Origin of the sequence: Planctomonas deserti (assembly GCF_003067705.1) — a bacterium.
Classification (GTDB): domain Bacteria; phylum Actinomycetota; class Actinomycetes; order Actinomycetales; family Microbacteriaceae; genus Planctomonas; species Planctomonas deserti.
Map to the genome: position 1 here is coordinate 316452 of NZ_QANL01000001.1, position 26486 is coordinate 342937.

The following is a 26486-nucleotide window of genomic DNA, read 5'->3' on the forward strand; positions in this document are numbered from 1 at the left end:
CTGCGAGGGTTTGCGGCGCTCAGCCTCGGCGACGCACGATGACCACGGTCACGTCGTCGGCCGCGCGGCGCGGGGTCAGCGCGAGGATGCCGTCCACGGCGGCCTGTGCGTCCGGCCCGCGGCGCACGATCGCGGCGACCTCCTCGAGCCCGGTGAGGGTGCCGTCGAAGAGGTCGAGCACGCCGTCGCTCACAGCGACGAATGCGTCCCCCGGACCGATCGTCGTGTGCCGGGCGATCAGCGGGATGCCGAGGTCGATGCCGAGCGGCGGGTTCACCGAGAACAGCCGTTCGGTGCTGCCGTCCGCGCGCACGATCAGGCCAAGGCCGTGACCGGAGTCGAGGTAGCGCAGGTCCCCCGATGCGGCGTCGAGCCGCGCGTGGAGCATGGTCACGAAGCTGCCGGCCTCCTCGAGGTCCGGTTGCAGGACGTCGGCTGCGGCCGTGGCCATGGCCACGATGTCCCCCTGGACGCCGGTACCGAGGAACACGCCGCGCACGGTGGCCGCGATGATCGCCGCGGACAGCCCCTTCCCCATGACGTCGCCGATGGTGAACGCTGCGCCGCCGGGCGTCTCCTGCCAGGAGTAGAAGTCACCGCCGACGACGCGCGCGGGCAGGCACCGCGCCGCGACGTCATACCCCGGCGGCCGGATCGGCTCCTTCGGCAGGAGGCCGCGCTGCACCTCGGCGGCGCGGTCGAGCTCCTCGCTCGCCCACAGCTCGTCCTGCACCCAACCGGCGAAGTCCCGCAGCAGGCGGATGTCGTCGTCCGTCATCGTGCGCGGCTCGGGACCGAAGACGCAGAAGCTGCCGACGGGCTCACCTCCGGGCGCCTCGAGCGGGTGACCGGCGTAGAACCGGAGGCCCGGGTCGCCCTCCACGAACGGGTTGTGCTTGAAGCGCGGATCCGCACTGGCGTCCGGGACGACCAGGGTGTCGCGCTCCCGCACCACGGTGTCGCAGAACGCGTCGCTCCGCCGCTTCTCCCGATCCACCTCGCCGACGACGGACTTCAGCCACTGCCGGTCCCGGTCGATGAAGGAGATCGCGGACGAGCGGGTGCCGAAGATGCGGGCCGCCATGCGGGTGATGCGATCGAATCGCTCCTCGGGCGCCGTGTCGAGGATCCCGAGCTCGTCGAGCGCCTCCTGACGCTGGGCCTCGCTCACGACCGCGTCCGCGCCGCGGGTCGCGTACCCCGTCGTCATTCCGCCACGAAGCGTCGCGAGATGCGCCAGCGGTTCGTCGTCCCCTCCCGCGAGTACGCCAGGTCGTCGACGAGCGCCTGGATCATGGCGATGCCCCTGCCGGACTCGGACAGCTCGTCTGGCATCTCCCGCGGCTCGAGCACGTTCGCGTCCGACGGCTCACCGTCGTCGAGCACCATCGCCTCGATGCGCCCGGGCCGGGCGTCGATCTCGAGGGTGCACCACAGGCCGTAGCCGCCGTCCGCGTGCTTGACGACGTTCGAGGCGAGCTCGAGAAGAGCGGTCTCGAACTTGAACCGCTCCATCATCGGGATGTCGGGGACGTCCGCCCACACCGTCTCCAGCAGAGCGTGCACGGCGTCGACGTCCCCGGGCGGGACGGCCATGTGCAGCGTGTGCGTCGCCATGTCAGCCACTGAAGGCGGTTTCGGCGCGCTCGTGCGCCAGGAGTACCCGCTCCATGTTGGTCAGCTGAAGCACGAGCTTCACCTGCTCGGAGGGTGCGGCGATGCGCAGGTCGCCGCCTGCCTGCCTCGCCGTCTTCAGCCCGCTGATCAGCGCGCCCAGTCCCGACGAGTCCATGAAGTCCACGTTGGCGAGGTCGACCGCGATGCGCGGGTGGCCGTTGGCGACCGTGCTCGTCACGGCCTCGCGCAGCCGTGCGGCGCTTGTCATGTTGAGCCGGCCGTCGAGGTGCAGCACGGCGACACCGCCGCCCAGATCCTTGACTGTGTATTCCATTAGGCGGATACCTCCTGTGTGTTGGATTCGAAGCCCCGGAAGCGGGCTGCGGGGATGAGAACGCTGAGGACGACGAGGTCGAACACGACCCACGCGACGTTGACCAGCGTGCCGATGGGCTCACCGACGCCGAGCACGAGCCGGGTGACGCCGATGACCGTCGAGATGACGAGGAGGCACGCGAGCACGAGCTGCACCCGCACGAGGCCCCACTGGTTGCCCTCCTGGCGCGTCTTGGAGGTGACGACGAAGCCGAGGGGACGGTTGAAGTACACGTTCGCCACGGCGCTCGTGACGGAGCGGATCCAGATCGGGAACAGGGCGAGGCTGTACTGCTGGCCCCGCCAGGTCGAGACCCCCCGGCTGCTGACCACGAAGAGGAGCTGGTTCACGATCATGAACGGCAGGAAGCGCGCGAAGAACTCGGCGGCGTTGGAGTCGACCGGCAGCACGCCGAAGCACAGGAACACGATCGGAGCGGTGAAGTAGACCACGGCGGCGAAGCCGCTGAGGTAGCTCCACATCGTGGAGAAGTACATGAGCCGCTGCGCCCAGGTCATGCCGCGCTGCACGAGCGGGTTCTCGCGGAGCATCACCTGCATGGTGCCCTGCGCCCAGCGCAGCCGCTGCTTGAGCATGGTACCGAGGTCCTCCGGCGCGAGCCCGATCGCGAGCAGCTCGTGGTGGTACACGGTCTTCCAGCCCAGGCCGTGCAGGCGCATGGACGTGGCCATGTCCTCCGTCACGGAGATGGTGGCCAGCGGCATGAGCGGAACGGCCTCGTCCGAGCGGTCGACGTCGATGGTGCGCAGCAGGGCCTGCACCGACTCGAGCGCGCCGAGCGGCGAGAGCTGGCGCATGGCGAGCGTGTCGACGGTCGTGTCCACGTCGAGCAGCACGTCGAGCTGATCGCCCGTGCCCGCGTCCAGCTCTCGGATGGCCGCGAGGTCCATCTCGAGCAGGTGCAGGTCGAACGACACCATCGCGTGCGACACGGCGTCGATCTGCTGCTGCAGGTCGTAGGTGACGCGGGCGATTGGCTCGCCCTGCTTGAGGCTCGTACGCGCGGTGTCGACGGCGAGCGCGATCTCGTCGAGTGCCGCGTTGACCATGACGTCGTTCGCGTCGGTGCCCCGTCGGGCGCGGGCGATCACCCGGTCGGCCCCGCGCAGCGCGACGAGCACGGCGCGCTCCACCTCGCGCACGTACTGGGTGAGCCCCAGCTGCATGAGGGCCTCCCGCCGCAGCAGCGCGTTCGATCCGCAGAAGAAGGCGGCGTTCCAGCCGTCCTTGCCCTGCTGGATGGGGCCGTAGAACAGGGGCGCCTGGCTGCCGAGCGGGTCGCCCGTCGCCACGTTGCCGAACTCCTGCGGGGTCTGCACGAGGGCGACCTTCGGATCGGCGAAGTAGCCGAGGGCGTTGTCGAGGATCTCGGGGAGCGGCACCTGGTCAGCGTCGAGGATGAGCAGGAACTCGCCCTCGGTCGCCAGCAGCGCGTTGTTCAGGTTGCCCGCCTTCGCGTGCAGGGGGCGGTCCTTCCACTCCTCGCCGCGCGAGATGTAGCCGACGCCCAGTTCGGCCGCGGCCTGGCGCATGTCGTCGCGCGCCCCGTCGTCCAGGATCCAGGTGTTGTGCGGGTAGCGGATGTCCCTCGCCGCCCGGGCGGTGTCCGCGACCATGTCGATCGGCTCGTTGTAGGTGGTGATGAAGACGTCGACGGTGAGCCCGGCCTCGGGCGCGGGCGGACGCGGCCGCGTGCGGGCCCGCCACATGGTCATGCCGAACAGGGCGACGTCGATGAGGCTGTACGTCTCGGCGATCACCAGCGGGATCGCGATCCACCAGGCGTACCAGTTCAGCGAGAAGAGCCAGCGCCAGGCGACGTAGTTCACCCCCAGCACGATCGTGGCCACCACGAGCACCCGGAGCAGGGCGAATCCGACCGGTCCGCGCTCCCCCACGCCCCGGTCCACACGCGACATCATCACGCGTTCGTTCCTAGCACTTCGATCCCCAGTATCCGCCCGGTTCCCCCGCGGGCATCATCATGCTATTCGGGGCGGCCGCGTTCGTCTGCCGCTTCGCTGCCCCCAGTGTGGGGCGCGTGTTCCGCTCCGCTAGATCTTCTCGATCGGCGCGACCTTGATGAGCAGTCGCTTGCGCCCGGCCGTGTCGAAGTGCACCTCGGCGATGCGCTTCGGGCCGACCCCCGTGACCGCGCCCACGCGCCCCTCGCCGAAGTCCGTGTGCCGGATGCGGTCACCCGCCGCGAGCTCGAGGTCGCCGTTGTCCCGCACCGTGCCGGTGACGCGGTTGGTCCACTCGGTCTTCGGTCGCGACTCGCCGAGGGCGCGCGACGTGCTGTCGGCGAAGCTCGGCCCGTCCATGGCTCGGGAGGACCGGTTGAAGCCGTACCCGCCACCCTCCCGCCGCGCGTTCAGTGCCCGGGGCTGCGTGCCGCCGCGGGAGTTGGCCATGCCGGGCGACTGCTTCCACTCGATGAGGTCCGCCGGGATCTCCTGTAGGAAGCGGCTCGGCATCGCGACGCTCGTGTCACCGAACTGCGCGCGCGTCATGGCGAGCGAGATGAACAGCTTGCGCCTCGCGCGGGTGATGCCCACGTAGAACAGCCGCCGCTCCTCCGCGGGCCCGCCGGGTTCGTTCGCCGACATGCGGTGCGGCAGCAGGTCCTCCTCGACGCCGGTGAGGAACACCGCCTGGTACTCGAGGCCCTTGGCGGTGTGCAGGGTCATGAGCGAGACCGTGCCCGAGCTGTCGTCGAGCTCGTCGGCCGCAGCGACGAGCGACACCTCGGTGAGGAAGTCGATCAGCTGGCCGTCCGGGTTGTTGCGGCTGAACTCCTTGGTCACGGCGAGGAGCTCGTCGATGTTCTCGGCGCGCGCCTCGTCCTGCGGGTCGCGGCTGTTGCGCAGCGTCGAGAGAAGACCGCTGCGGTCCATGAGCACGCTCAGCACGTCGCTCACGGCCGACGGTCCCCCCGGGGTCATCGGGTCGAGCATCTCCTCGACCTCGTCGAGCAGACGGGCCAGCTGCAGGATGGACCCGGTCACCTTCGGGCCGAGCCCGAGCTTGCCCGCATCCCGCATGGCCTGCCGGAAGCTCACCCCGTTCGTCTCCGCGTACACCCCGAGCTGGGTCTCGGTGGCCGGTCCGATGCCGCGCTTCGGGGTGTTCAGGATGCGCCGCAGCGCGAGGACGTCGTTGGGGTTGGCGACCGCGACAAGGTAGGCCATCGCGTCCTTGATCTCGGCGCGCTCGTAGAACTTCGTGCCGCCCATGATGCGGTAGGGCAGGGCCGACCGGATGAAGATCTCCTCCAGCGCGCGGGTCTGCGAGTTGGTGCGGTAGAAGACGGCGATGTCCTTGTAGTCCATCCCCTCCTCGTGCAACTTCTGGATCTCGTCCGCCACGAACTGCGCCTCGTCGTGGCCGGAGTAGCCCGTGAAGCCGGTGATCTTCTCGCCGTCACCCACGGCCGTCCACAGCTTCTTGTCCTTGCGGTCGAAGTTGTTCGAGATGACCGCGTTGGCCGCGGACAGGATGTTCTGGGTGGAGCGGTAGTTCTGCTCGAGCAGCACGACCTTCGAGTTCGGGAAGTCCCGCTCGAACTCCACGATGTTGCGGATGTCCGCGCCCCGGAAGGCGTAGATCGACTGGTCGGAGTCGCCGACGACCGTGAGGGACGCGCCGTCGATGCCGCCCATGGGGTTGCGCTCCGTGCGGGTGTCCGCCGGCACGTGCTCCGGCGCGACGGGCCGGGTCAGCTCACGGATGAGCGAGTACTGCGCGTGGTTCGTGTCCTGGTACTCGTCGACGAGCACATGCCGGAACCGGCGCTGGTACTTGGCCGCGATATGCGGGAAGGCGCGGAACAGGTACACGGTCTGACCGATGAGGTCGTCGAAGTCGAATGCGTGCGCCGCATTCAGCGACCGCGTGTACTCGCGGAAGACCTCGACGAACGCCGTCTCGGCCGGGTCGTTGAAGTTCGCCGTGCGGGCGAAGCTGTCGACATCGGCGAGCTCGTTCTTGAGCTTCGAGATGCGGGACGCGACCGAGCCGACCGTGAAGCCGTACGCGTCGGCCTGGTACTGCTTGATGATGCGCTTGATCAGCACCCGGCTGTCCGCGGAGTCGTAGATCGTGAAGTTCGGCGTGAAGCCGAAGTTCTCCGCCTCGCGGCGCAGGATGCGCACGCAGGCCGAGTGGAACGTCGAGATCCACATGCCCTCGGCCGCCCTGCCGACGAGCGACTGCACGCGCTCGCGCATCTCGGCGGCGGCCTTGTTCGTGAACGTGATGGCCAGGATCTGGCTGGGCCACGCCTCGCGGGACTCGAGCAGCCCGGCGATGCGGTGGGTGAGGACGCGGGTCTTGCCCGATCCGGCGCCCGCGACGATGAGCAGGGCGGGCCCCCGGTACTCGACCGCCTCGCGCTGCTCGGGATTGAGCCCGTCGAGCAGGGAGTTGTGGGGCTCGACGATCACCGGCGTCGCGCCGGACACGATCCGGACGATGTTCTCGGGAGGGGGTGTCATATCGGTACCCGATTGTACGTTCTCCCCCCGACACCGGACCCCGTCCGGCGCACGAGCCTCGGTCCAGCCCGTACAGCCCATACGGCCGGTGCAGCGGTCGTCCGCCCGTGCTTCTCGCACGAAGCACGTGGCCGACTCCCAGGGACTCCCCCGCCGCGCCCCCGCCCGGCGGCGTAGCGTCGCGCCATGACGAACAAGAAGAACGACGAGTTCTCGAAGGGCGACCACGTCTCATGGAAGTCGCACGGCGGTGAGGCCACCGGCGAGGTCGAGAAGAAGATCACCTCGGACACCGAGGCCGCCGGCCGCACGGTGCGGGCATCGAAGGACGACCCGCAGTACCTCGTGAAGAGCGAGAAGAGCGGCGGCGAGGCCGTGCACAAGCCCTCCGCCCTCAAGAAGGACTAGCCGCTTCCACACTCCAGGCTCGGGCCTTTCACGGTCCCTGAGCCTGTCGAAGGGACGTCACGGGCCTTCGGTCCTGACGGGGGCCGCCACATCCACGGTCCGGGAGCCCGGCACGCGACGCACCACTCAGCGACCGCGAGGGGCTCAGCGACCGTAGGGCTCAGCGACCGTAGGGCCGGCTGCGTCGCGCACCGCGACCGCGAGGTCCGGGTGGTCCGCGAAGACCCCGTCGATGCCCGTGCCCAGGATGCGCGTCCACTCGCTCTCGTAATCGCCGGGAGCGGACGGCCCGCCGCCGTAGCGGAAGTTCACCGGCAGGAACCGGTTCTCGGTCCGGAGCGTCCAGCAGAAGACGAGGAGCCCGGCCGCGTGCGCCCGCGCCACGAGGTCGCTCGGCGCATCGGCCCGGCCGTGCTCGTCTGTGGGCAGGATCAAGCCCTTGTCGACGCTGATGCCGTCGACCCGCCCGCCGAGCGCGGCGAGTCCCTCGTCGGTGAGGTGATCCGCGTACTCCCGAGCGTGGGCGCCGCGGGCCGCGATCTCGTCGAACGGCGACCCGGACGCCTCGACGAGGTAGATGAACTCGCCGCCCACCCCGCGGGCGCGGACCTTCGCCAGGACGCTCTCCTCGAACGCCTCAATGGTGAGGCGGTCCGCGGCCCCGTTCCAACCCGCCTCGTTCAAATCCCGGGCGAGGAGCTCATCGAGCGGGAGGCCGAGGGACTCGAAGTAGGTGGCGTGCTTGACCTCGACGACAAGGCCGGGTCGCACGCCGTCGACCTCGCCCGCCTCGTCGAGCAGTCGAAGGAGATCGGGCAGCGCGAGCAGCCCGAAGGTCCCGTCGAAGGACGCGCTGGACGGCCGGATCTTTGGGAGCCGCTCCCGTGCGCGCAGCGTGCGGAGCTCCGCCCACGTGAAGTCCTCCGTGAACCACCCGGTCAGCTCGCTGCCGTCGATGACCTTCGTGGCGCGGCGGTCCGCGAACTCCGGGTGCGCGGCAACGTCTGTGGTGCCCGAGATCTCGTTCTCGTGGCGCAGTACGAGCACGCCGTCCCTCGTGGCCACGATGTCGGGCTCGATGGCATCTGCGCCGAGGGCCAGGGCGAGCTCGTAGCTGGAGCGCGTGTGCTCCGGCCGGTACCCGCTGGCACCCCGGTGGCCGATGACACGGGCGCGGGGACTCGGAGGAAGCGGCACCCGTCAACGCTATCCACCGCGGGCGGGGTCCGCGCCGTGTATCATACCGATCACCCCCCACATCCCCCCGCCGTGGAAATCGGCCGATCGCGCGCGCCGCGAGGCCGGAGGAGATGAGGGACAACCCGTGCTCGAGCGAGAACCGACGATGACGCTTCCACTGAAGTGGGGCAGCTATCGCGGCCGGTACGTCGCCGGCCTCACCTGCATCCTGGCCGGCGGCCTGCTGCTCGTGCTCACCAACACCTACTTCCTGGTGGCCCTCCTCGTCGGCAGCGTGCTGCACGCCGCGGGCTGGATCATCCTCCCCGCGGCCGGGTGGCGCCGCGTCGTCGTGGCCGGCCCGAGCATCATCGCGATCTGCGCGCTCCTCGCGGGCCCGACCCAGATGGCGATGCTCGTGCTCCCGCTCCTCGGCTGGCTGCTCGTGCGGCACCGCCCCGCGGTGTCCGCGCTCTCCGCCCTGCTCCCTCTCGGCTCGGGCCTGCTCCTCGCCACCCTCCTGCACGGCTACCCGGACCAGGGCCTTGCGCTCAGTGTGAGCGCCGTCGTGCTCGTCGTCGCCGCCTGGTCGGCGCGGACCCTGGCGCTCGATCCCGCGGCGTCACGCTTCAGGCGAAAATCAAGGCAACCGTCAAGCACCGTCCACTAGCCTGGAGGGGCACTGAGTAGTGCAGTCACCCCTATAGATAGAGGAACCATGGCAAACCCCACGTTCTCGCGAAACCCGGCCTTCAACGGCCGCGGCGGAGCCCCTACGCAGGAGGTCACGCCCGAAAGCCTGCAGGCCATGTACAACGCGCCGTCGGCCACCGCCGTCGACACGGGCCGCATGACCTACGAAGACACGATCACCAAGACGGCCGGTCTCTTCGCCGTGCTGCTTGTCGGAGCGGCTGTCGGCTGGCTCTTCCCCGCGCTCGCCATCGTCGGCGCGATCGTCGGCCTCGTGCTCGGCCTGGTCAACAGCTTCAAGCGCGAGCCGAGCGTGCCGCTCATCGTCGCGTACGCGGCGTTCGAGGGTCTGTTCGTCGGCGGCATCTCGGCGATCTTCGAGGCCCAGCCCGGGATGGCGGGCATCGCCGTGCAGGCCGTTCTCGCCACGCTCGTCGTGGTGGGCGTCGTGCTCGCCCTGTTCCGCAGCGGCAAGATCCGCGCATCCGCCAAGGCGACCAAGATCTTCATGATCGCCATGGTGAGCTACCTGGCCTTCTCGCTGGTGAACTTCGGCCTCGTCATCTTCGGCGTGCTGGACAGCCCGTTCGGCCTCCGCTCCGGTGTTCTCGGCCTCGTCATCGGCGCCCTCGCGGTGCTCATGGCGTCGTACTCCCTCGTGCTGGACTTCGACTTCGTCCAGCGGGCCGTGCGCACGGGCCAGCCCCGCAAGCTTGGCTGGCAGGCGGCGTTCGGCCTCATGGTCACCGTCGTGTGGCTGTACGTCGAGTTCCTGCGCATCTTCGCCATCCTGCGCGGCAGCGACTGATCGACGCGGACTGACCCCCGCACCACACAGCACAGCGGAACGGCCGCCCCTCGGGGCGGCCGTTCTTCGTTCCCCGGGGCCGGATCGGCGCCGCTTCGCCGACCCGGGCGCGGGTGGCGCGGCCGGTGCTTGGATGGCTGCGTGACCACCGGCACCGGTTCCACCCCGTCCTCGCCGTCGCCCCTCCCCTCGATGGCGGCGATCGCGGCGGCCTTCGACCTCCCCGGCACACCGCTCTCCCTCACGCCGGTCCCCCGCGCGTGGTCGCACCGGGTCTTCCGCCTGAGCACGTCCCGGGGACGCTTCGCCGTCAAGCAGCTCCTGAACCCGTGGGGTGAGGAGCACTGGCGCGAGTGGCTGGCCGAGGCCTGGGACTTCGAGCGCGCCGCGCAGGACTCCGGCGTCGCCATGCCGCGGCCGGTGCCGACGCGCACCGGCGCCTGTCTCGCCGACGTCGAGGTGTCGGGAGCTGGCGACCCGGTCCCCGTGCGTGTGCACGAGTGGGCGGACGCCGTTCCCTGCCCGCCCGGCCCGGTCGACGCTGGAGTCGCCCGATCGGTCGGCGCCGATCTCGCCCGGATGCACGCACTCGGGCACCAGCCCCGGCGGCGCGACGTGTTCCCCGTCTCCGACCGCGCGGGCATCGACGCCTGGCCCGAGCTCGTCGAGCGGGTGACCGCCCGGGACCCGTCCCTGGGGCGTCGCGCCCAGGCGGTGTCCCGCTCCGTCTCCCGGATCGGCGAGCTGTACGACGCGGCACGGGCGGACGCCTCGGCGACGGTAATGAGCCACGGCGACGTCGACCAGAAGAACCTTCTCCTCGCCCCCTCCGGACATCTGCTGTGCGACTGGGACGTCGCCAGCCCGTGGCGGCCGAGCGCCGAGCTTCTCCGCACCGCGATGGCGCTGGCCGGCTGGGAGCGCCCGGCCGTTGCCCGCGGAACGATCGCCGCCTATCGCGGCGCGGGGGGCGAGGACGCGGCGGCGCGACCGGAGGACCTCGCCCTCGACCTGCTCATCGGGGTCGACTGGCTCGCCTTCTGCCTGCAGCGGGCGACGGGCCTCCGTGAGGCGTCGCCGCAGCGCCGGGCGGAGGGCCGCAGGCAGGCGGAGGCGGACATGGCCGCCCTCCCCCGCCGGGTCGAGATCGCGCTCTCGATCGGCGCGTGGCTGAGAGGCTGAGCCGCCCGGGAACGACGAAGCGGGCCGCCCTGAGGACGGCCCGCTTCGTCACTCGGCCCGATTCGTCATCGGGCGAGCGTCACTCCCACTCGATGGTGCCCGGCGGCTTCGACGTCACGTCGAGGACGACCCGGTTCACTCCGGCGACCTCGTTCGTGATGCGGTTGGAGATGCGCGCCAGCAGGTCGTAGGGCAGGCGGGTCCAGTCGGCCGTCATCGCGTCCTCCGAGGACACGGGGCGCAGCACGATGGGGTGCCCGTAGGTCCGGCCGTCGCCCTGCACGCCCACCGACCGCACGTCCGCGAGCAGCACGACGGGGCACTGCCAGATCTCGTTGTCGAGGCCGGCCGCGGTGAGCTCGGCCCGCACGATGGCGTCGGCCTGGCGCAGCAGCTCGAGCCGCTCCTGGGTCACCTCGCCGACGATGCGGATGCCGAGGCCGGGGCCGGGGAACGGCTGGCGGCCGACGATGGCCTCGGGCAGGCCGAGCTCGCGGCCGATCGCCCGCACCTCGTCCTTGAACAGGGTGCGCAGCGGCTCGATGAGCTCGAACTGGAGGTCCTCGGGCAGCCCGCCGACGTTGTGGTGGCTCTTGATGTTCGCGGTGCCGGATCCGCCGCCGGACTCGACGACGTCCGGGTAGAGGGTGCCCTGCACGAGGAATCGGATCGGCTCGCCGCCCGCGGCAGCCTCGAGCACAAGCGCCTCGGCGGCGTTCTCGAAGGTGCGGATGAACTCGCGCCCGATGATCTTGCGCTTCTGCTCGGGGTCGCTCACGCCGGCGAGGGCGTCCAGGAACTGCTCGACCGCGTCGACAGTGACGAGCCGGACGCCGGTCGAGGCGACGTAGTCCTCCTCGACCTGGCGGCGCTCGTCGGCGCGCAGCAGTCCGTGGTCGACGAAGATGCAGGTGAGCTGGTCGCCGACGGCCTCGTGCACGATGGCGGCCGCAACCGCGGAGTCGACGCCGCCGGAGAGGCCGCAGATGACCCGGGCGTCACCGACCTGCTCGCGGATGCGTGCGACCTGCTCGGCGATGACGTTGCCGCTGTTCCAGTCGGCGGGGATGCCCGCGGCACGGTGCAGGAAGTTCTCGAGGATGGCCTGGCCGTGCTGGCTGTGGTTGACCTCGGGGTGCCACTGCACGCCGTAGAGCTTGCGCTCGTCGCTCGCGAACGCGGCGACGGGGGTGGACTCGGTGCTGGCGAGCACCTCGAACCCCTCGGGGGCGGCGGACACGGAGTCGCCGTGGCTCATCCAGACCGTCTGGCCGCTCGCCTGACCGTTGAGGAACACGCTGTCGCCGCCCGCGACGGTCACGTTGGTGGAGCCGTACTCGCGCTGGCCCGTGCGCGCGACCTCGCCGCCGAGCGACTTCGCCATGGCCTGGAAGCCGTAGCAGATGCCGAGGACGGGCACGCCGAGGTCGAAGATGTCGGGGTCGACCGCGGGGGCGCCCTCCTCGTACACGCTGGACGGCCCTCCGCTCAGCACGATGCCGACGGGGTTCTTCCGCGCGATCTCCTCCGCCGTGACCGAGTGCGGCACGATCTCGGAGTAGACGTTCGCCTCCCGCACGCGCCTCGCGATCAGCTGCGCGTACTGCGCCCCGAAGTCGACGACGAGTACGGGCCGCTGCTCAGTGGGATTGTCGACGCTAATGTGATGCCTCCACGGTGGGGTCGGACGTCGCCGCGGGAGCCGCCGCGGCACGGGACGCGAGCTCGGCCTCGCGGGCGGCGAGATAGCCGTTCACCTCGCGGGACGTGCGGTGCTCGACGAAGAACGAGAGGAACGGCACGACGCCGCCCGCGGCCAGCATCAGCAGGCGGCCGAGGCCCCAGCGCATCAGGCTCCAGAGCCGGAAGTCGGCGATGAGGTACACGACGTAGAACCAGCCGTGCACGATGAGGATGCCGGTGCTGAGGTTCACGGCGGTGGAGGTGCCCTCGGGCACGAGAGCGAGGAAGCCGAAGGGGCCGCCGAGCTCGATCTCCACGCCGCCCAGGTACTTGAACAGCATCTCGATCGTCAGCAGCAGGAGCAGCACGCCGGTGACGTACGCGGTGATGCGGTAGAAGCTCAGCGCGCTGCGGATGCGGGGGAATGCTTCGGGCTTGGGGGCGAGCGGCATGGCGTCGATTCTACCGGCCGGGCCTGGACGCGGACTCCGCGGGCGTCGGCGCTGCGCCCGCCGCGGCGGCGGCGTCCTCGGCCTCCTCCGTCTCGCGCTCGAGCTCATCACGCACGAGGCGGTACCAGATGAAGACGGCGAAGCCCGCGAAGATGACCCACTCGGCCGCGTAGAAGATGTTGAGCCAGTTGAGCTGCACGTCGTCGCTCGGCGCGGGCGAGTCGATGCCGACGAGCCCCGCAGGCGCCTGGGTCAGCACGACGTAGCCGGAGTATGCGTCGCGGTCGTCGAAGTCCCGCCAGGTGTTGACGAGCGCGGCGACGGACATCGACGTGATCGCGAAGGGGTTCTCGTCGTCGTCGGGCACGTTCGGCCCCTCCGTCGGCAGGAACCGGCCGACGACCTCGGTCACCTCGCCGCCCGGGTCGCCCGCGTTGAGGGCGTCGCTCCTCGCCTCCGCGTCCTCCCGATCGGCCGTCCAGCCGAGCGCGACCGCGAGCCCCGGCGCGTCCGGGGCCACGGAGGCCTCGTCGAGCGCGACGTCCAGGCGGCCGACGACCCAGTAGCCCGTCTCCCCGCCGTTGACCCGTTCGCTCACCACGCCGTAGTCACCGGGCGCCCAGGCGCCCCGCACGCTCACGACCTGACCGGACGCCTTCTGCTCCGTCATCTGCTGCGGCTGGACCACGCTCGTCAGCGGCACCGCCTCCTCCGTCGCGCGCTCGACCACGACGCCCTCCTCGACGGCGCGGGAGAGCTGCCACTGGCCGAGGGCCGCGAACGCGGCCGCCACGGCGAGGGCGAGCACGAGGAGCCCGATCCACTTCGGGCGGCGCATGATGGCGAGCATCGTCAGTAGTCCGGCTCTCTCTCTCGTTCCGGCCGGGTCCGCGGCTCGGACCGGATGGTCCTCCTGTCGAGGTCGCCCTCGCCGTCGTCGGGCTCGCGGGTGTCCTCGGTCATGTCGGCCGTGGCCGCCTCCATGAGCGCGATCGCGTTCTCGCGCTCCAGGTCCCGGGGCGGCCGGACGTGCGTCACCGGGCGGCGACGACCGGCGACAGCCTGGCCGATGCGCTCGGAGTTCGAGGCGAACAGCGGGCCGAGCACGGCCATCAGCAGCACGTAGAGACCGGCGAACGGTTGCAGCCTCTCGTCCAGCCCCGCGCCGAGCGAGAGCGTCGCGAGGATCAGCGTGAACTCGCCGCGGTTTACCATGATGGCCGCCGTGTTGATGGCCTGCGGCACGGTGAGCGAGTGCAGCCGGGCGATGACGAAGCCGGACAGGATGTTCACCGCGAAGGTCAGCAGCACCGCCGCGAGCACGAGCGTGACGACGCTGCCGAACTCCGCAACGTCGAGCGCGAGGCCGAAGTTCACGAAGAAGAAGGCGGCGAACACGTCGCGCAGCGGCACGCTCGCCCGCTCGATGCGCGCCCGGTGCCGCGTCGCGCCGAGCACGAGACCGATGAGGAACGCGCCGATGGCGTCGGTCACGCCGATCAGCTCGCCGATGCCGGCGAACATCACGGCGAGGCCGAAGAACAGGATCGTGAAGAGCTCCTCGTCGCGGGTGCGGGTGAGCCGGGTGACCACCCGGCCGCCCCATCGCGCGACGGCGAACATGACGATGAGGAACAGGAACGCGATGGTCAGCTGCATGACGATGGGCCACGCCTCGGTCTCGCCGGAGAGCACGACCGACACGATCGCGAGGTAGACGGCGATGAAGATGTCGCCGACCACGGTGACGCCGAGCACCACCGGGGTCTCCGTGTTGGCGAGCCTGCGCAGCTCGATGAGCAGCTTCGTGATGATGGCGCTCGAGGAGGTGCCGATCATGCCGGCGATGATGAGCGCCTCGCGCGGGCCCCAGCCGATCAGGATGCCGAACAGCAGGCCCGCCCCGGTGTTCAGCAGGATGTAGCTGCCGCCGGAGAGCAGCAATCGCCCGGCGCTCGTGAAGAACGCGTCCTGATCGAACTCGAGCCCGAGGCTGAACAGCAGGAGCACGAGGCCGAACACCGCGATGAGCTCGACGTCGGCCGAGTCGAAGTTCAGCGGGAAAACGTGCGTGTTCGGGCTCGCGAGCAGCCCGACCACCATGTAGACGGGGATCGCCGGGAGGCCGATGAGGGTCCCGAGCCGGCCGAGCACGTAGGCGATGACGAAAAGCAGGCCGAGGATGATGAGGTCTTCGCCGAGGTGCATGCTCAGCCCCCGGGCGGCGCGTCTACGCGCTCGTGCTTCGCCGACGAGGACAGGTCACCCGTCCGGTAGAAGTTGAACGCTTTCGCTACCTTCTCCGGGGATCCCGCGACGACGAGGGTGTCGCCGGGGAAGACTTTGAAGTCGTCGGCCGGGGCCGGGTTCGCGGAGTCCCCGCGCACCACCGCCACGACGGTGAGCCCCACGACGCCGCGCGCGGCCGGGTTGCCCAGCGGCTGACCGGCGATGTGGTCGTCGTAGTCGACCGTGAACCAGTCGATGCTGAGGCCGGGGATCTGCTCGAGCTTGCCGAGCGACTCCGTGATCCGGGTGCCGCCGAGGAGTTCGGCGAGGGTGTGCGCCTCGTCCTCGCTGAGCCGCAGGGAGACCTTGCTGCCGTCCGGCCCGTCCTCGTCGTCCGCGAAGGTGATGAGGTCGCTGTGGCCGGAGCGGTGCGCGATGACGCCGACCTTTCCCCCGTCGTCCGTGAGGAAGGTATGCAGCACACCGACCCCGGGAAGCTTGACCCGCCGAACGTCGACCATCTCGTACTCCTTGCGTGAGAAGAGGCCAGGACAGTCTAGCCGCGGCCGCCTGCGTGCACGGTCGACGGTTGCGCCGCTGCGAGCGGCGCCCCGGCCCCTCCCCTACAGGGCGGAGGCCGCGATGTCCGGCGCCTCCAGGCGCACCCGGTCGGCGGACTCGTCGTCCGGCTGGGTCTGGCTCTCCACCTCGGCGGCGACCCGCTTCAGGTAGTTCGCCACCTCGCTCTGCTCGCGCTCCGCGTCCCAGCCGAGCACGTCGGCCATGAGGGCGGCGGCGACGGGGGCGGCGGACACGCCGCGGTCCCAGGCCTCGATCGAGATGCGGGTGCGGCGGGCGAGCACGTCCTCGAGGTGCAGGGCGCTCTCGTGGCTCGCGGCGTACACGACCTCGGCGCCGATGTAGTCGTCGGCGCCGGGCAGCGGCTCGCCCAGCTCGGGTCGCTCGCGCAGCAGGTCGAGGATCTCGTCCGTCATGGTGCCGTAGCGGTTCAGCAGGTGCTCGATGCGCGCGCGGTGCACGCCGAACGCCCGGGCGATCTTGCCGCGCCGGTTCCACGCCGCCTGGTAGCCCTCGGCGCCGAGCAGACCGATGTCCTGGGTGACGCTCTGCGGCACCTTCCCGTCGAGCGCGGCGACGGCCTCGTCGATGGCGTCCTTCGCCATCACGCGGTACGTCGTCCACTTGCCGCCCGCGATCACGACGAGACCGGGCACGGAGTGGGCGACGAGGTGCTCGCGCGACAGCTTCGAGGTCTGCTCGGACTCGCCGGCGAGCAGCGGCCGCAGGCCGGCGTAGACGCCCTCGACATCCTCACGGGTCAGCGGCACCTGCAGCACCTGGTTCACGTGCTCGAGGATGTAGTCGATGTCCGCGGCGGTGGCGGCGGGGTGCGCCTTGTCCAGGCGCCAGTCGGTGTCCGTCGTGCCGAGCAGCCAGTGCCTGCCCCACGGGATCACGAACAGCACGCTCTTCTCGGTGCGCAGCAGCAGGCCGGTGTTGGACTGGAAGCGGTCCCGCGGCACGACGAGGTGCACGCCCTTCGAGGCCCGCACCTTGAACTGGCCGCGCTCGCCCACCATGGCCTGGGTGTCGTCCGTCCAGACGCCCGTCGCGTTGACGACCTGACGCGCGCGCACGTCGAACCGCTCCCCCGTCTCCACGTCGTGCGCGTGCACGCCGACGACGCGCTGCCCCACCTTAATGAAACCCTCGACGCGCACCCGGCTCGCGGCGTGGACGCCGTAGAAGGAGGCGGTGCGGGCGAGCGACGCGACGTAGCGGGCGTCGTCGACCTGCGCGTCGTAGTACGTGATGCCGCCGACGAGCGCGTCCTTCGACAGGCTCGGGATGGCGCGCATCACCTGGCGCTTCGACAGGTGCCTGTGGTGCGGGACGCCGGGCGGGCGGCCGCCGGACCAGCTGAAGATGTCGTACAGCAGCATGCCGGCGCCGATGTAGAGCCGCTCGATGACCGGGGTCTTCAGCGGGTAGAGGAAACGCACGGGCTTCACGAGGTGCGGCGCGATGCGCTGCAGCAGCAGGCCGCGCTCGATGAGCGCCTCGCGGACGAGGCGGAAGTCCAGCTGCTCGAGGTAGCGGATGCCGCCGTGCACGAGCTTCGACGAGCGGCTCGACGTGCCGCTCGCCCAGTCCCGAGCCTCGAGCATGCCCACGCTGAGGCCGCGGGTCACGGCGTCGAGCGCCGCCCCCGTGCCGACGATCCCGCCGCCGACGACGAGGATGTCGAGTTCCTTCTCCTTGAGCGCGGTGATGGCGGCGGCGCGCTCCTCCGGTCCGAGCTTCGACGAGCGGGACACAGTCCTTCGTGCGGCCATTCCTTGCCTCCGAACTTCTAGAGCGGGCCGCTCTCGCGCCCCGCCGATCTACGCTATTACGCGAAGTATGGGGCTACAACGACCTCGGAGCGCTGGAACTCCTTGAGGTCGGAGTAGCCGGTCGTCGCCATCGCGCGGCGCAGCGCGCCGACGAGGTTCACCGTGCCGTCGGCGACGGTCGACGGCCCGTACAGCACCTGCTCGAGCGGGGCGACCTGACCCACCTGCACGCGGTTGCCGCGGGGCAGCTCGGAGTGGTGCGCCTCGGCGCCCCAGTGGTAGCCGCCGCCAGGCGCATCCGTGGCCCGGGCGAGCGCGGAGCCGAGCATCACGGCGTCCGCGCCCATGGCGATCGCCTGACGATGTCGCCCGACCGGCCGAGGCCGCCGTCCGCGATCACGTGCACGTAGCGGCCGCCGGACTCGTCGAGGTAGTCGCGGCGAGCGCCCGCGACGTCGGAGATGGCCGTGGCCATCGGGGCGTGGATGCCGAGCGTGCTGCGGGTGGTCGACGCCGCTCCCCCGCCGAAACCGACGAGCACGCCCGCGGCGCCGGTGCGCATGAGGTGCAGCGCGGCCGTGTACGTGGCGGCACCTCCGACGATCACGGGCACGTCGAGCTCGTAGATGAACTTCTTGAGGTTCAGCGGCTTCTGGTTCTTCGACACGTGCTCGGCGGAGACCGTCGTGCCGCGGATGAGGAAGAGGTCGACGCCGGCCTCGACGACGGCCTCGTAGTGGTCCTGGGTGCGCTGCGGCGACAGCGCCGCCGCGACGGTGACGCCGGCCGCGCGGATCTCCGCGATGCGCGCGCTGATGAGCTCGGGCTTGATCGGCTCGGAGTAGATCGCCTGCATCCGCTCGATTGCCCCGTCGGCGGGCAGCGCGCGGATCTCCTCGAGCAGCGGCTCGGGGTTCTCGTAGCGCGTCCAGAGCCCCTCGAGGTCGAGGACGCCGAGCCCGCCGAGCTTGCCCATGCGGATGGCGCTCTCGGGCGAGACGACCGAGTCCATCGGCGCGGCCAGGAACGGGATGTCGAACTGGTACGCGTCGATCGTCCAGCTGATCGACACGTCCTGAGGGTCACGCGTGCGGCGCGAGGGGACGATGGCGATGTCATCGAACGCGTACACACGGCGGGACCGCTTGGCGCGGCCGATCTCTACGTCACTCACCCCCCAAGACTACCGGGCGCGCTCGACCCGGCCCTCGTCCCAGACGGGCTCGTCGGACACCGAGACGTGCCCGTCGGAGCCGAACACGACGAAGCGGTCGAGGCTCCGGGCGAGCCATCGGTCGTGCGTCACCACGAGCACCGTGCCCTCGAAGCGGGAGAGCGCGTCCTCCAGGGCCTCGGCGGACACGAGGTCGAGGTTGTCCGTCGGCTCGTCGAGCAGCAGCAGGGTCGCGCCGGAGAGCTCGAGCAGGAGGATCTGCAGGCGCGCCTGCTGCCCGCCCGACAGCGACTCGAACGTCTGCTCCGCCGCCCCGGCCAGCCCGTACCGGTCCAGGGCGCGGCTCGCCTCCTCCCGGGGCATGCCGCGGCGCTCCGCGTCGCCGACGTGCAGGATGTCGAGCAGCGTGCGCCCGACGAGGTCGGGATGCTCGTGCACCTGCGCGAACCAGCCGGGCACGACCCGGGCGCCGAGCCGCGCCGAGCCCGTGTGCGGCACGGGCGCGAGGGTCCCGCCGACGCTGGTGCCGTGGCCCAGGGTCGGATCGGGATCGGAGCCGCCGCGGGCGAGCAGGCGCAGGAAGTGCGACTTGCCCGAGCCGTTCGAGCCGAGGACCCCGACGCGCTCGCCGAACCACACCTCGAGGTCGAACGGGCGCATGAGCCCGGTCAGCTCGAGGTCCTCGCAGACGATGGCGCGCTTGCCCGTCCTCGCGCCGCGCAGCCGCATCCGCACGTGCTGGTCGCGCGGGCGCTCCTCGGGCGGCCCCGCCTCCTCGAACTTCCGCAGCCGGGTGAGGGCGGCCTGGTATCGGGAGGCGAAGCCGTCGTTCGCCGCCGCCTTCACCTTCATGGTGCGCACGAGGGTGCGGAGCTTCTCGTGCTGCTCGTCCCATCGCCGCCGCAGCTCGTCCAGGCGCTCCAGCCGGTCCTCCCGTGCCCGCACGTACCCCTCGAAGCCGCCGCCGTGGGTCCAGGTGGAGTTGCCGCTCCCGCCCACCTCGAGCGTGATGATGCGATCGGCCGCCCGGGCCAGCAGCTCGCGGTCGTGGGAGACGAGCAGCACGGTCTTCCGGCTGCGCCGCAGGGACTCCTCGAGCCACCGCTTCGTCGGCACGTCGAGGTAGTTGTCGGGCTCGTCGAGCAGCAGGACCTCGTCCGGGCCGCGCAGCAGCGCCTCGAGCACCAGCCGCTTCTGCTCGCCGCCGGACAGCGTGCTCAGCGCACGGTACTGCGCCCGGTCGAACGGCACGCCGAGCGCGGCGACGGTGCAGGTGTCCCACGCCGTCTCCTGCTCGTATCCCCCGGCCTCGGCGTAGTCCGCGAGCGCGCCGGCGTAGCGCATCTGGGCGTCCATCGTGTCGGACTCCAGCAGCGCATCCTCCGCGGCGTCGAGCGCGAGGGCCGCCTGCCGCACCCGCGGCGGCGCGACGCTCACCAGCAGGTCGCGCACCGTGGCGACGCCGCCCGGGGTGCCCACGAACTGGTCCATGACGCCGAGGCCGCCGTCGACGGACACGGACACGGACCCGGACGCCGGGCGCAGCTCGCCGCGCAGGATGCGCAGCAGCGTCGACTTGCCCGCGCCGTTCGGTCCGATCAGGGCGGCGGTCACGCCGCTCCCCACGGTGAAGCTCACCTCGTCGAGCAGGGGGCGGCCGTCGGGCAGCGCCAGGGAGACCGCGCTGACGTCGATGTGGCCCACGGAGCACTCCCGCCCTCGTCGAGAGGACCGGGTGGCCGAGGAGGCGCCGGCCGGTCCGCCCGCCGTCGGCGAGCCGACCAGACTATCGGCGCCGCGCCGGGCTGTCGAGACGCGGCCTGTCGAGACGCGCGCTGACGAGACGTGCGCTGTCGAGACAGCGCGGCCTCCAAGGGGCCGTCCGGTCAGCGCCTCAGCGCGTCAGCGCGTCAGCGCCGGTAGTTGGGCGCCTCGATGACCATTTGCACGTCGTGGGGGTGCGACTCCTTGAGCCCGGCCGCGGTGATCCGCACGAAGCGGCCCCGCTCCTTCAGCTCCGGGATCGTGCGCGCGCCGACGTAGAACATCGACTGACGCAGGCCGCCGGTGAGCTGGTAGACGACGTTGGACAGCGCGCCGCGGTAGGGCACCTGCCCCTCGATGCCCTCGGGGATGAGCTTGTCGTCGCTCGGTACGTCGGACTGGAAGTACCGGTCCTTCGAGTACGAGGTGCGCTTGCCGCGCGTCTGCAGGGCGCCGAGGGAGCCCATGCCGCGGTAGGTCTTGAACTGCTTGCCGTTGACGAAGATCAGGTCGCCGGGGCTCTCGTCGCAGCCCGCGAGCAGGGAGCCGAGCATCACGGTGTCCGCGCCGGCGACGAGCGCCTTCGCGATGTCGCCCGAGTACTGCAGGCCGCCGTCCGCGATGACCGGAACGCCGGCCTGGCGCGCGGCGAGGGACGCCTCGTACACGGCCGTGACCTGGGGCACGCCGACGCCCGCGACGACGCGGGTCGTGCAGATGGAGCCCGGTCCGACGCCCACCTTGATGGCGTCCGCGCCCGCGTCGACGAGCGCCTGCGCGCCGGAGCGGGTCGCGACGTTGCCGCCGATCACATCGATGTGCGCGGCCGCGGGGTCGGTCTTCAGTCGGCGGATGATGTCGAGCACTCCCGCGCTGTCGCCGTTCGCCGTGTCAACGACGAGCACGTCGACCCCCGCGTCCACGAGGGCCATCGCGCGCTCCCAGGCGTCGCCGAAGAAGCCGATCGCGGCGCCGACGCGCAGGCGGCCCTCGGCGTCCTTCGTGGCGTTCGGGTACTTCTCGGACTTGTCGAAGTCCTTGACGGTGATGAGCCCGCGCAGCTTGCCTGCCTCGTCGACGAGCGGCAGCTTCTCGATCTTGTGCTGCGCGAAGATGGCGACGGCCGAGTCGGGGTCGATGCCGACGGGGGCCGTGATGAGCGGCGAGCGCGTCATCACGTCGCGGACGAGCGTGGTGCCCTTCTCGAACGGGGAGACGAAGCGCATGTCACGGTTGGTCACGATGCCGACGAGCGTTCCGTCGGCCTCGACGACCGGGAGGCCGGAGACACGGAACTGGCCGCAGAGCGCGTCCACCTCGGCGACGGTCGCGTCCGGGCGGGTCGTGACCGGGTTCGTGATCATGCCGGACTCGCTGCGCTTCACCTTGTCGACGTGCGCCGCCTGGTCCTCGATGGAGAGGTTGCGGTGGATGACGCCGAGGCCGCCCTGGCGCGCCATGGCCACGGCCATGCGCGACTCCGTGACGGTGTCCATCGCGGAGGAGAGGAGCGGCGCGGACACGGAGATGCGCTTCGTGAGCCGCGACGTCGTGTCGGCCTCACTCGGGATCACATCGGTGTGCGCGGGAAGCAACATGACGTCGTCGTAGGTGAGTCCGACGAAGCCGAAAGGATCATGCTGGTCCATGAGTCTCCCTGGAATAGCGAGGTGTGCGGGTACTCCGGTGTCGGCGCTGATCCGGTATCCCATGTTAACCGGTCAGGCTTCCCGCTATTCCCGTCCATTAGGGTTCACCCTTGGCGCCGCCCATAATGGGCCAAGCTTTCGCCGCGGTGCGAAACATGAGAGACACAAACGACAAGTAACGTCAGCGACGACGGCGGTACCCCCGGGGACCGGCGCGCCAACCCGACGGCCCCCCTCTGGAGGTTCAGTGCCCCAACTTGTGAGACGTAGACCCATCCTGGCGGTGATCGTCGCGATGCTCGGCGTGATCGTGTCCGTCGGGGTGCTCGTACTGAGCGTGGGCCTCGGCCCCGCCTCGGCGAGCACGGAACCTGCGCCAACCCCGACCCCCACGAGCGACTTCACCAACACGTTCACGATCGGCGGCATCATCCGCAGCGGCGACGACCCCCTCGAGGGCGTCGAGGTGGAGGTCGAAGGCCAGGGCTTCAGCGAGGTCGGCACGACCGGCGCGGACGGCCGCTGGGCCGTCAGCGTGCCGTCGGCCGGCGACTACACCGCGACGCTGCTGCCGGACACCCTGCCCGAGGGCGTGAGCCCGCGGGACCCGGACAACGTGACGCGCGCCGTGACGCTCGGCACGACGAACACCGTCAACGTGCTGTTCCCGACCGGCGAGCGCGAGATCGTGCGCACGAACATCGCGGACACCATCCTCACGCGCCTCGTCTACGGACTGAACTTCGGCCTGCTGCTCGCGCTCGGCGCCATCGGCATCTCGCTCATCTACGGTACGACGAGGCTCAACAACTTCGCGCACGGCGAGATGGTGACGTTCGGCGGTGTGGTGTTCTTCTTCTTCGGCACGGTGCTGAACATGCCCCTGATCGCGGCCATCGCGGTGACGCTCGTGCTGAGCGCGTTCACCGGGTACGCGCAGGACGCGTGGCTGCACAAGCCGCTCCGGCGACGAGGCGTCGGACTCGTCCAAGCGATGATCGTGACCATCGGCCTGTCGATCCTCGTGCGCTACATCGTGCTGTTCTTCCTGGGCGGCAACATCGAGACGCTGGACACCGGGCTCACCGAGACGGTGTCGTTCGGGCCCGTGACCATCACGGTCGCCTCGGTCGTGAGCATGATCGTCAGCGCGGTGATGCTTGCGCTCGTCGGACTGTTCCTCACCCGCACCCGCATCGGCAAGGCCACCCGCGCCGTGAGCGACAACGCGTCGCTCGCGGCGGCGTCCGGCATCAACGTCGACCGCATCATCCGGATCGTCTGGGTCATGGCGGCGACGCTCACCGGACTCAGCGGCATCCTGTACGGCATCTTCCGCCAGGTGAACTGGAACATGGGCTTCCAGATCCTGCTGCTGCTGTTCGCGGCCGTGACCCTCGGCGGCCTGGGCAGCGCGTTCGGCGCGCTGGTGGGCTCCCTCATCATCGGCATCGTCACGGAGGTCTCGACGGTGTGGATCCCCAACGACCTCCGCTACGCCGTCGCCCTGCTGATCCTGATCGTGGTGCTGCTCGTGCGGCCGCAGGGAGTGCTCGGTCGCAAGGAAAGGGTGGGTTAGCCCATGGACTGGGGTCAGATTCTCAACAACGCCGCCGGCGAGCTGCTCAGCCCGGTGACGGCGGCATACGCCCTCGCCGCGATCGGCATCAGCGTGCACTTCGGCTACGCCGGCCTGCTGAACTTCGGGCAGGCGGGCTTCATGGCCGTCGGCGCGTACGCCTTCGTCATCGCGACGCTCTCGTTCGACGCCCCGCTGTGGGCGGCGTTCCTCGCGGCGATCCTCGCCAGCGTCGTGTTCGCGTTCCTGCTCGGCATCCCGACGCTGCGGCTGCGGGCCGACTACCTCGCCATCGTCACGATCGCCAGCGCGGAGATCGTGCGCTACGTCGTGTCGACGACGGGGCTCACCGAGTACACCGGCGGCGCCGCGGGCCTGTCCGGCTTCAACGACGCGTTCGTGGGCATCAATCCGTTCCCGACCGGCTCGTACGGCTTCGGCCCCTGGACCTACACGGCCAACCAGCTGTGGATCCGCGTGTTCGGCTGGGGCCTCGTCGTGCTCGCCACGGTGCTCGTCTACCTGCTCATGCGTAGCCCCTGGGGCCGCGTCGTGAAGGGCATCCGCGAGGACGAGGACGCCGTCCGCAGCCTCGGCAAGAACGTGTACGCCTACAAGATGCAGGCGCTCGTGCTCGGCGGCGTGCTCGGCTCGCTCGCGGGCGTGGTGTTCGTGCTTCCCCGCGCGGTCCAGCCGGGCAACTACGGCACGACGCTCACGTTCTTCATCTGGACGATGCTGCTGCTCGGCGGCGCCGCGACGCTGTTCGGTCCCATCATCGGCGCGATGATCTTCGCGACGCTGCTGACGCTCAGCGACGGCATCCTCCGCGGACTCATCTCCGCGGACATCATCACCTTCATCTCCACCACCCAGGCCGGTCAGATCCGGTTCATGATCATTGGAGCGGTGCTCATGCTGCTGGTCGTCTTCCGGCCGCAGGGCATCTTCGGCAACAAGAAGGAGCTGTCGTTCAATGTCTGACACGACGCGGTCCGACACGGCCGTAACCCATCCTCTCGTCGCCGGTGCCGTCGGCCCCGGCTGCAAGAAGGTCGACCCCATCGTCGTCGCGGACAACGTGACCCGCACGTTCGGCGGCCTCACCGCCGTCGACGTGCAGCACGTCGAGATCCCGCGCGGCGCCATCACGGCGCTCATCGGACCGAACGGCGCGGGCAAGACCACGTTCTTCAACCTGCTCACCGGGTTCGACAAGCCGAACACGGGCAGCTGGAGCTTCGAGGGCTCGAGCCTCGCCGGCGTGCCCGCGTTCCGGGTGTCCCGCAAGGGCATGGTCCGCACGTTCCAGCTCACCAAGTCCCTCGGGCGCCTGAGCGTGCTGCAGAACATGCTGCTCGGCGCCACCAAGCAGCCGGGCGAGAACATCTTCACCGCGCTGATCAAGCCGCTGTGGCGTAAGCGCGAGGAGGAGATCACGGCGAAGGCCGAGGAGCTGCTCGCCCGCTTCAAGCTGGACACGAAGCGCGACGACTACGCCGCCTCCCTGTCCGGCGGTCAGCGCAAGCTGCTCGAGATGGCCCGCGCCCTGATGAGCGACCCCGTGCTCGTGATGCTCGACGAGCCCATGGCCGGCGTCAACCCCGCGCTCACGCAGTCGCTGCTCGGCCACATCAAGGAGCTGAAGTCGGAGGGCATGTCGGTGCTCTTCGTCGAGCACGACATGCACATGGTGCGCCACATCTCCGACTGGGTGATCGTGATGGCGGAGGGCAGGGTCGTGGCCGAGGGACCGCCCGAGACCGTCATGAGCGACCCCGCGGTGATCGACGCCTACCTCGGCGCCCACCACGACACCGACCTCGGCGACATGACCGGCTCGAACCCGGTCATCGAGGCCAAGGAAGCGGCCGCCGCCCACCACGGCGGGAACGCCGACCGAAAGGACGAGCACTGATGTCGGACTTCTCCACCTCCTCCCCCGGGACCTCCCGCGGGGCGTCCGCAGGAACCGTCGAGCCCGTGCTCTACAGCACCGACCTCGTTGCGGGGTACCTGCCGGGCGTCAACATCCTCAACGGCTGCAACATCGAGGCGTACCCGGGCGAGCTCATCGGCATCATCGGACCGAACGGCGCCGGCAAGTCCACGTTCCTCAAGGCGGTGTTCGGCCAGGTGAAGATCCGCGGCGGGTCCATCCACCTGAAGGGCGAGGAGATCACCGGGCTCAAGGCCGACAAGCTGGTCAGCAAAGGCGTCGGCATGGTGCCGCAGAACAACAACGTGTTCCCGACGCTCTCCATCGAGGAGAACCTGGAGATGGGGCTGTTCCAGCGGCCCAAGGTCTTCGCCGAGCGCTTCGAGTTCGTGACGACCCTGTTCCCCGAGCTCGGCAGCCGGCGCAAGCAGCGCGCCGGGTCGCTCTCGGGCGGCGAGCGCCAGATGGTCGCCATGGGCCGCGCGCTCATGATGGACCCGTCGGTGCTGCTGCTCGACGAGCCGTCAGCCGGCCTCTCCCCCGTGCGCCAGGACGAGACCTTCCTGCGCGTGCACCAGATCAACCGGGCCGGCGTGTCCGTGATCATGGTGGAGCAGAACGCGCGCCGCTGCCTGCAGATCTGCGACCGCGCCTACGTGCTCGACCAGGGCCGCGACGCCTACACGGGCACCGGCCGCGAGCTGCTCAACGACCCGAAGGTGACGGAGCTGTACCTCGGCACCCTCGCCGCGGACGTCGACGCGGAGACGAAGGCGCGCTCCACCGACACCGGTGCGACGGGAGTCGTCGGCACCGTGGGCACCGGCACCCCGGCCTCGGGCGCGGGAACGGGCTCGGGTCCGGCGACCGGCAGGTCGCA

General features: G+C 70.4%; 21 protein-coding genes and 2 pseudogenes. 8 read left to right on the forward strand and 15 right to left on the reverse strand.

All coding sequences use genetic code 11. The features are described 5' to 3' along the window. Positions 1 to 19: 19 nt before the first annotated feature. The 5 genes from DAI20_RS01400 to DAI20_RS01420 form a co-directional block, all read right to left on the reverse strand. Complete coding sequence (locus DAI20_RS01400; protein WP_108248798.1) at positions 20 to 1210, reverse strand: PP2C family protein-serine/threonine phosphatase; 1191 nt, start codon at positions 1208 to 1210, stop codon at positions 20 to 22. Beyond that, complete coding sequence (locus tag DAI20_RS01405) at positions 1207 to 1617, reverse strand: ATP-binding protein (RefSeq protein ID WP_108248799.1); 411 nt, start codon at positions 1615 to 1617, stop codon at positions 1207 to 1209. The genes DAI20_RS01400 and DAI20_RS01405 overlap by 4 nt, the downstream gene beginning before the upstream one ends. 1 nt (position 1618) lies before the next feature. Continuing rightward, positions 1619 to 1951 (reverse strand): STAS domain-containing protein, encoded by a 333-nt coding sequence (locus DAI20_RS01410; protein ID WP_108248800.1) that lies wholly within the window; start codon positions 1949 to 1951, stop codon positions 1619 to 1621. After that, positions 1951 to 3933 carry a glycosyltransferase gene (locus tag DAI20_RS01415; protein WP_108249668.1) on the reverse strand — a complete coding sequence of 661 codons (1983 nt, stop codon included), beginning with the start codon at positions 3931 to 3933 and terminating at the stop codon, positions 1951 to 1953. The genes DAI20_RS01410 and DAI20_RS01415 overlap by 1 nt, the downstream gene beginning before the upstream one ends. A 135-nt stretch (positions 3934 to 4068) precedes the next feature. Beyond that, positions 4069 to 6510 (reverse strand): ATP-dependent helicase, encoded by a 2442-nt coding sequence (locus DAI20_RS01420; RefSeq protein ID WP_108248801.1) that lies wholly within the window; start codon positions 6508 to 6510, stop codon positions 4069 to 4071. A 186-nt stretch (positions 6511 to 6696) separates the two neighbouring features. On the opposite strand from DAI20_RS01420, the gene DAI20_RS01425 reads away from it, so the two are divergent. After that, positions 6697 to 6918 carry a hypervirulence associated TUDOR domain-containing protein gene (locus tag DAI20_RS01425; protein ID WP_108248802.1) on the forward strand — a complete coding sequence of 74 codons (222 nt, stop codon included), beginning with the start codon at positions 6697 to 6699 and terminating at the stop codon, positions 6916 to 6918. A 144-nt stretch (positions 6919 to 7062) separates the two neighbouring features. Here the strand turns inward: DAI20_RS01425 and DAI20_RS01430 are convergent, their stop codons facing one another. After that, a complete protein-coding gene (locus DAI20_RS01430; RefSeq protein ID WP_108248803.1) occupies positions 7063 to 8115 on the reverse strand; it encodes a glycerophosphodiester phosphodiesterase family protein in 1053 nt (350 codons plus the stop codon). A gap of 148 nt (positions 8116 to 8263) precedes the next feature. Here DAI20_RS01430 and DAI20_RS01435 point away from each other — a divergent pair, with 148 nt between their 5' ends. The 3 genes from DAI20_RS01435 (at position 8264) to DAI20_RS01445 (ending at position 10780) form a co-directional block, all read left to right on the forward strand. Next, positions 8264 to 8767: a hypothetical protein gene (locus DAI20_RS01435; RefSeq protein ID WP_159084871.1), complete on the forward strand. Its 504-nt coding sequence runs from the start codon at positions 8264 to 8266 to the stop codon at positions 8765 to 8767. A gap of 48 nt (positions 8768 to 8815) precedes the next feature. After that, positions 8816 to 9598, forward strand: coding sequence for a Bax inhibitor-1/YccA family protein (locus tag DAI20_RS01440; RefSeq protein WP_108248805.1), 783 nt, complete (start codon positions 8816 to 8818; stop codon positions 9596 to 9598). Between the two features lie 141 nt (positions 9599 to 9739). Continuing rightward, positions 9740 to 10780, forward strand: coding sequence for a protein kinase family protein (locus tag DAI20_RS01445; RefSeq protein WP_108248806.1), 1041 nt, complete (start codon positions 9740 to 9742; stop codon positions 10778 to 10780). Positions 10781 to 10859: 79 nt separating this feature from the next. Here the strand turns inward: DAI20_RS01445 and guaA are convergent, their stop codons facing one another. From guaA to guaB, 9 genes and pseudogenes are all read right to left on the reverse strand, one after another. Beyond that, positions 10860 to 12443: a glutamine-hydrolyzing GMP synthase gene (gene guaA, locus DAI20_RS01450; RefSeq protein ID WP_108249669.1), complete on the reverse strand. Its 1584-nt coding sequence runs from the start codon at positions 12441 to 12443 to the stop codon at positions 10860 to 10862. After that, on the reverse strand, positions 12439 to 12915 hold the full coding sequence (locus tag DAI20_RS01455) for a DUF3817 domain-containing protein (protein WP_108248807.1): 477 nt from the start codon (positions 12913 to 12915) through the stop codon (positions 12439 to 12441). Before DAI20_RS01455 ends, guaA begins: the two co-directional genes overlap by 5 nt. Positions 12916 to 12925: 10 nt before the next feature. Beyond that, on the reverse strand, positions 12926 to 13753 hold the full coding sequence (locus tag DAI20_RS01460) for an SURF1 family cytochrome oxidase biogenesis protein (RefSeq protein WP_159084872.1): 828 nt from the start codon (positions 13751 to 13753) through the stop codon (positions 12926 to 12928). A gap of 14 nt (positions 13754 to 13767) precedes the next feature. Next, on the reverse strand, positions 13768 to 15123 hold the full coding sequence (locus tag DAI20_RS01465) for a cation:proton antiporter (protein ID WP_108248809.1): 1356 nt from the start codon (positions 15121 to 15123) through the stop codon (positions 13768 to 13770). A 2-nt stretch (positions 15124 to 15125) separates the two neighbouring features. Continuing rightward, positions 15126 to 15665: a cation:proton antiporter regulatory subunit gene (locus DAI20_RS01470; RefSeq protein ID WP_108248810.1), complete on the reverse strand. Its 540-nt coding sequence runs from the start codon at positions 15663 to 15665 to the stop codon at positions 15126 to 15128. Positions 15666 to 15767: 102 nt separating this feature from the next. Beyond that, on the reverse strand, positions 15768 to 17501 hold the full coding sequence (locus DAI20_RS01475; protein ID WP_205781319.1) for a glycerol-3-phosphate dehydrogenase/oxidase: 1734 nt from the start codon (positions 17499 to 17501) through the stop codon (positions 15768 to 15770). Positions 17502 to 17557: 56 nt separating this feature from the next. Next, a pseudogene (locus tag DAI20_RS01480) lies at positions 17558 to 18675 on the reverse strand (GuaB3 family IMP dehydrogenase-related protein). Between the two features lie 9 nt (positions 18676 to 18684). Beyond that, positions 18685 to 20379, reverse strand: coding sequence for an ABC-F family ATP-binding cassette domain-containing protein (locus DAI20_RS01485; protein ID WP_108248812.1), 1695 nt, complete (start codon positions 20377 to 20379; stop codon positions 18685 to 18687). Positions 20380 to 20585: 206 nt separating this feature from the next. Beyond that, positions 20586 to 22088 (reverse strand): IMP dehydrogenase, encoded by a 1503-nt coding sequence (guaB, locus tag DAI20_RS01490; protein WP_108248813.1) that lies wholly within the window; start codon positions 22086 to 22088, stop codon positions 20586 to 20588. 259 nt (positions 22089 to 22347) lie between these two features. On the opposite strand from guaB, the gene DAI20_RS01495 reads away from it, so the two are divergent. From DAI20_RS01495 to DAI20_RS01510, 4 genes and pseudogenes are all read left to right on the forward strand, one after another. Beyond that, positions 22348 to 23667, forward strand: coding sequence for a branched-chain amino acid ABC transporter permease (locus DAI20_RS01495; RefSeq protein ID WP_240605814.1), 1320 nt, complete (start codon positions 22348 to 22350; stop codon positions 23665 to 23667). Positions 23668 to 23670: 3 nt separating this feature from the next. Continuing rightward, on the forward strand, positions 23671 to 24651 hold the full coding sequence (locus tag DAI20_RS01500; RefSeq protein WP_108248814.1) for a branched-chain amino acid ABC transporter permease: 981 nt from the start codon (positions 23671 to 23673) through the stop codon (positions 24649 to 24651). After that, a complete protein-coding gene (locus DAI20_RS01505; RefSeq protein WP_108248815.1) occupies positions 24644 to 25585 on the forward strand; it encodes an ABC transporter ATP-binding protein in 942 nt (313 codons plus the stop codon). Before DAI20_RS01500 ends, DAI20_RS01505 begins: the two co-directional genes overlap by 8 nt. Further along, positions 25585 to 26364, forward strand: a pseudogene (locus tag DAI20_RS01510) (ABC transporter ATP-binding protein); the annotation flags it as partial. The gene DAI20_RS01505 and the pseudogene DAI20_RS01510, both read left to right, overlap by 1 nt. Positions 26365 to 26486 lie beyond the last annotated feature (122 nt).

Coding starts and splice junctions, on each gene's coding strand:
- DAI20_RS01400 (WP_108248798.1), bottom strand. CDS start 1,210: ATGACGACGGGGTACGCGACCCGCGGCGCGGACGCGGTCGTGAGCGAG.
- DAI20_RS01405 (WP_108248799.1), bottom strand. CDS start 1,617: ATGGCGACGCACACGCTGCACATGGCCGTCCCGCCCGGGGACGTCGAC.
- DAI20_RS01410 (WP_108248800.1), bottom strand. CDS start 1,951: ATGGAATACACAGTCAAGGATCTGGGCGGCGGTGTCGCCGTGCTGCAC.
- DAI20_RS01415 (WP_108249668.1), bottom strand. CDS start 3,933: ATGTCGCGTGTGGACCGGGGCGTGGGGGAGCGCGGACCGGTCGGATTC.
- DAI20_RS01420 (WP_108248801.1), bottom strand. CDS start 6,510: ATGACACCCCCTCCCGAGAACATCGTCCGGATCGTGTCCGGCGCGACG.
- DAI20_RS01425 (WP_108248802.1), top strand. CDS start 6,697: ATGACGAACAAGAAGAACGACGAGTTCTCGAAGGGCGACCACGTCTCA.
- DAI20_RS01435 (WP_159084871.1), top strand. CDS start 8,264: ATGACGCTTCCACTGAAGTGGGGCAGCTATCGCGGCCGGTACGTCGCC.
- DAI20_RS01440 (WP_108248805.1), top strand. CDS start 8,816: ATGGCAAACCCCACGTTCTCGCGAAACCCGGCCTTCAACGGCCGCGGC.
- DAI20_RS01455 (WP_108248807.1), bottom strand. CDS start 12,915: ATGCCGCTCGCCCCCAAGCCCGAAGCATTCCCCCGCATCCGCAGCGCG.
- DAI20_RS01460 (WP_159084872.1), bottom strand. CDS start 13,753: ATGCGCCGCCCGAAGTGGATCGGGCTCCTCGTGCTCGCCCTCGCCGTG.
- DAI20_RS01465 (WP_108248809.1), bottom strand. CDS start 15,123: ATGCACCTCGGCGAAGACCTCATCATCCTCGGCCTGCTTTTCGTCATC.
- DAI20_RS01470 (WP_108248810.1), bottom strand. CDS start 15,665: ATGGTCGACGTTCGGCGGGTCAAGCTTCCCGGGGTCGGTGTGCTGCAT.
- DAI20_RS01475 (WP_205781319.1), bottom strand. CDS start 17,501: ATGGCCGCACGAAGGACTGTGTCCCGCTCGTCGAAGCTCGGACCGGAG.
- guaB (WP_108248813.1), bottom strand. CDS start 22,088: ATGGACCAGCATGATCCTTTCGGCTTCGTCGGACTCACCTACGACGAC.
- DAI20_RS01500 (WP_108248814.1), top strand. CDS start 23,671: ATGGACTGGGGTCAGATTCTCAACAACGCCGCCGGCGAGCTGCTCAGC.
- DAI20_RS01505 (WP_108248815.1), top strand. CDS start 24,644: ATGTCTGACACGACGCGGTCCGACACGGCCGTAACCCATCCTCTCGTC.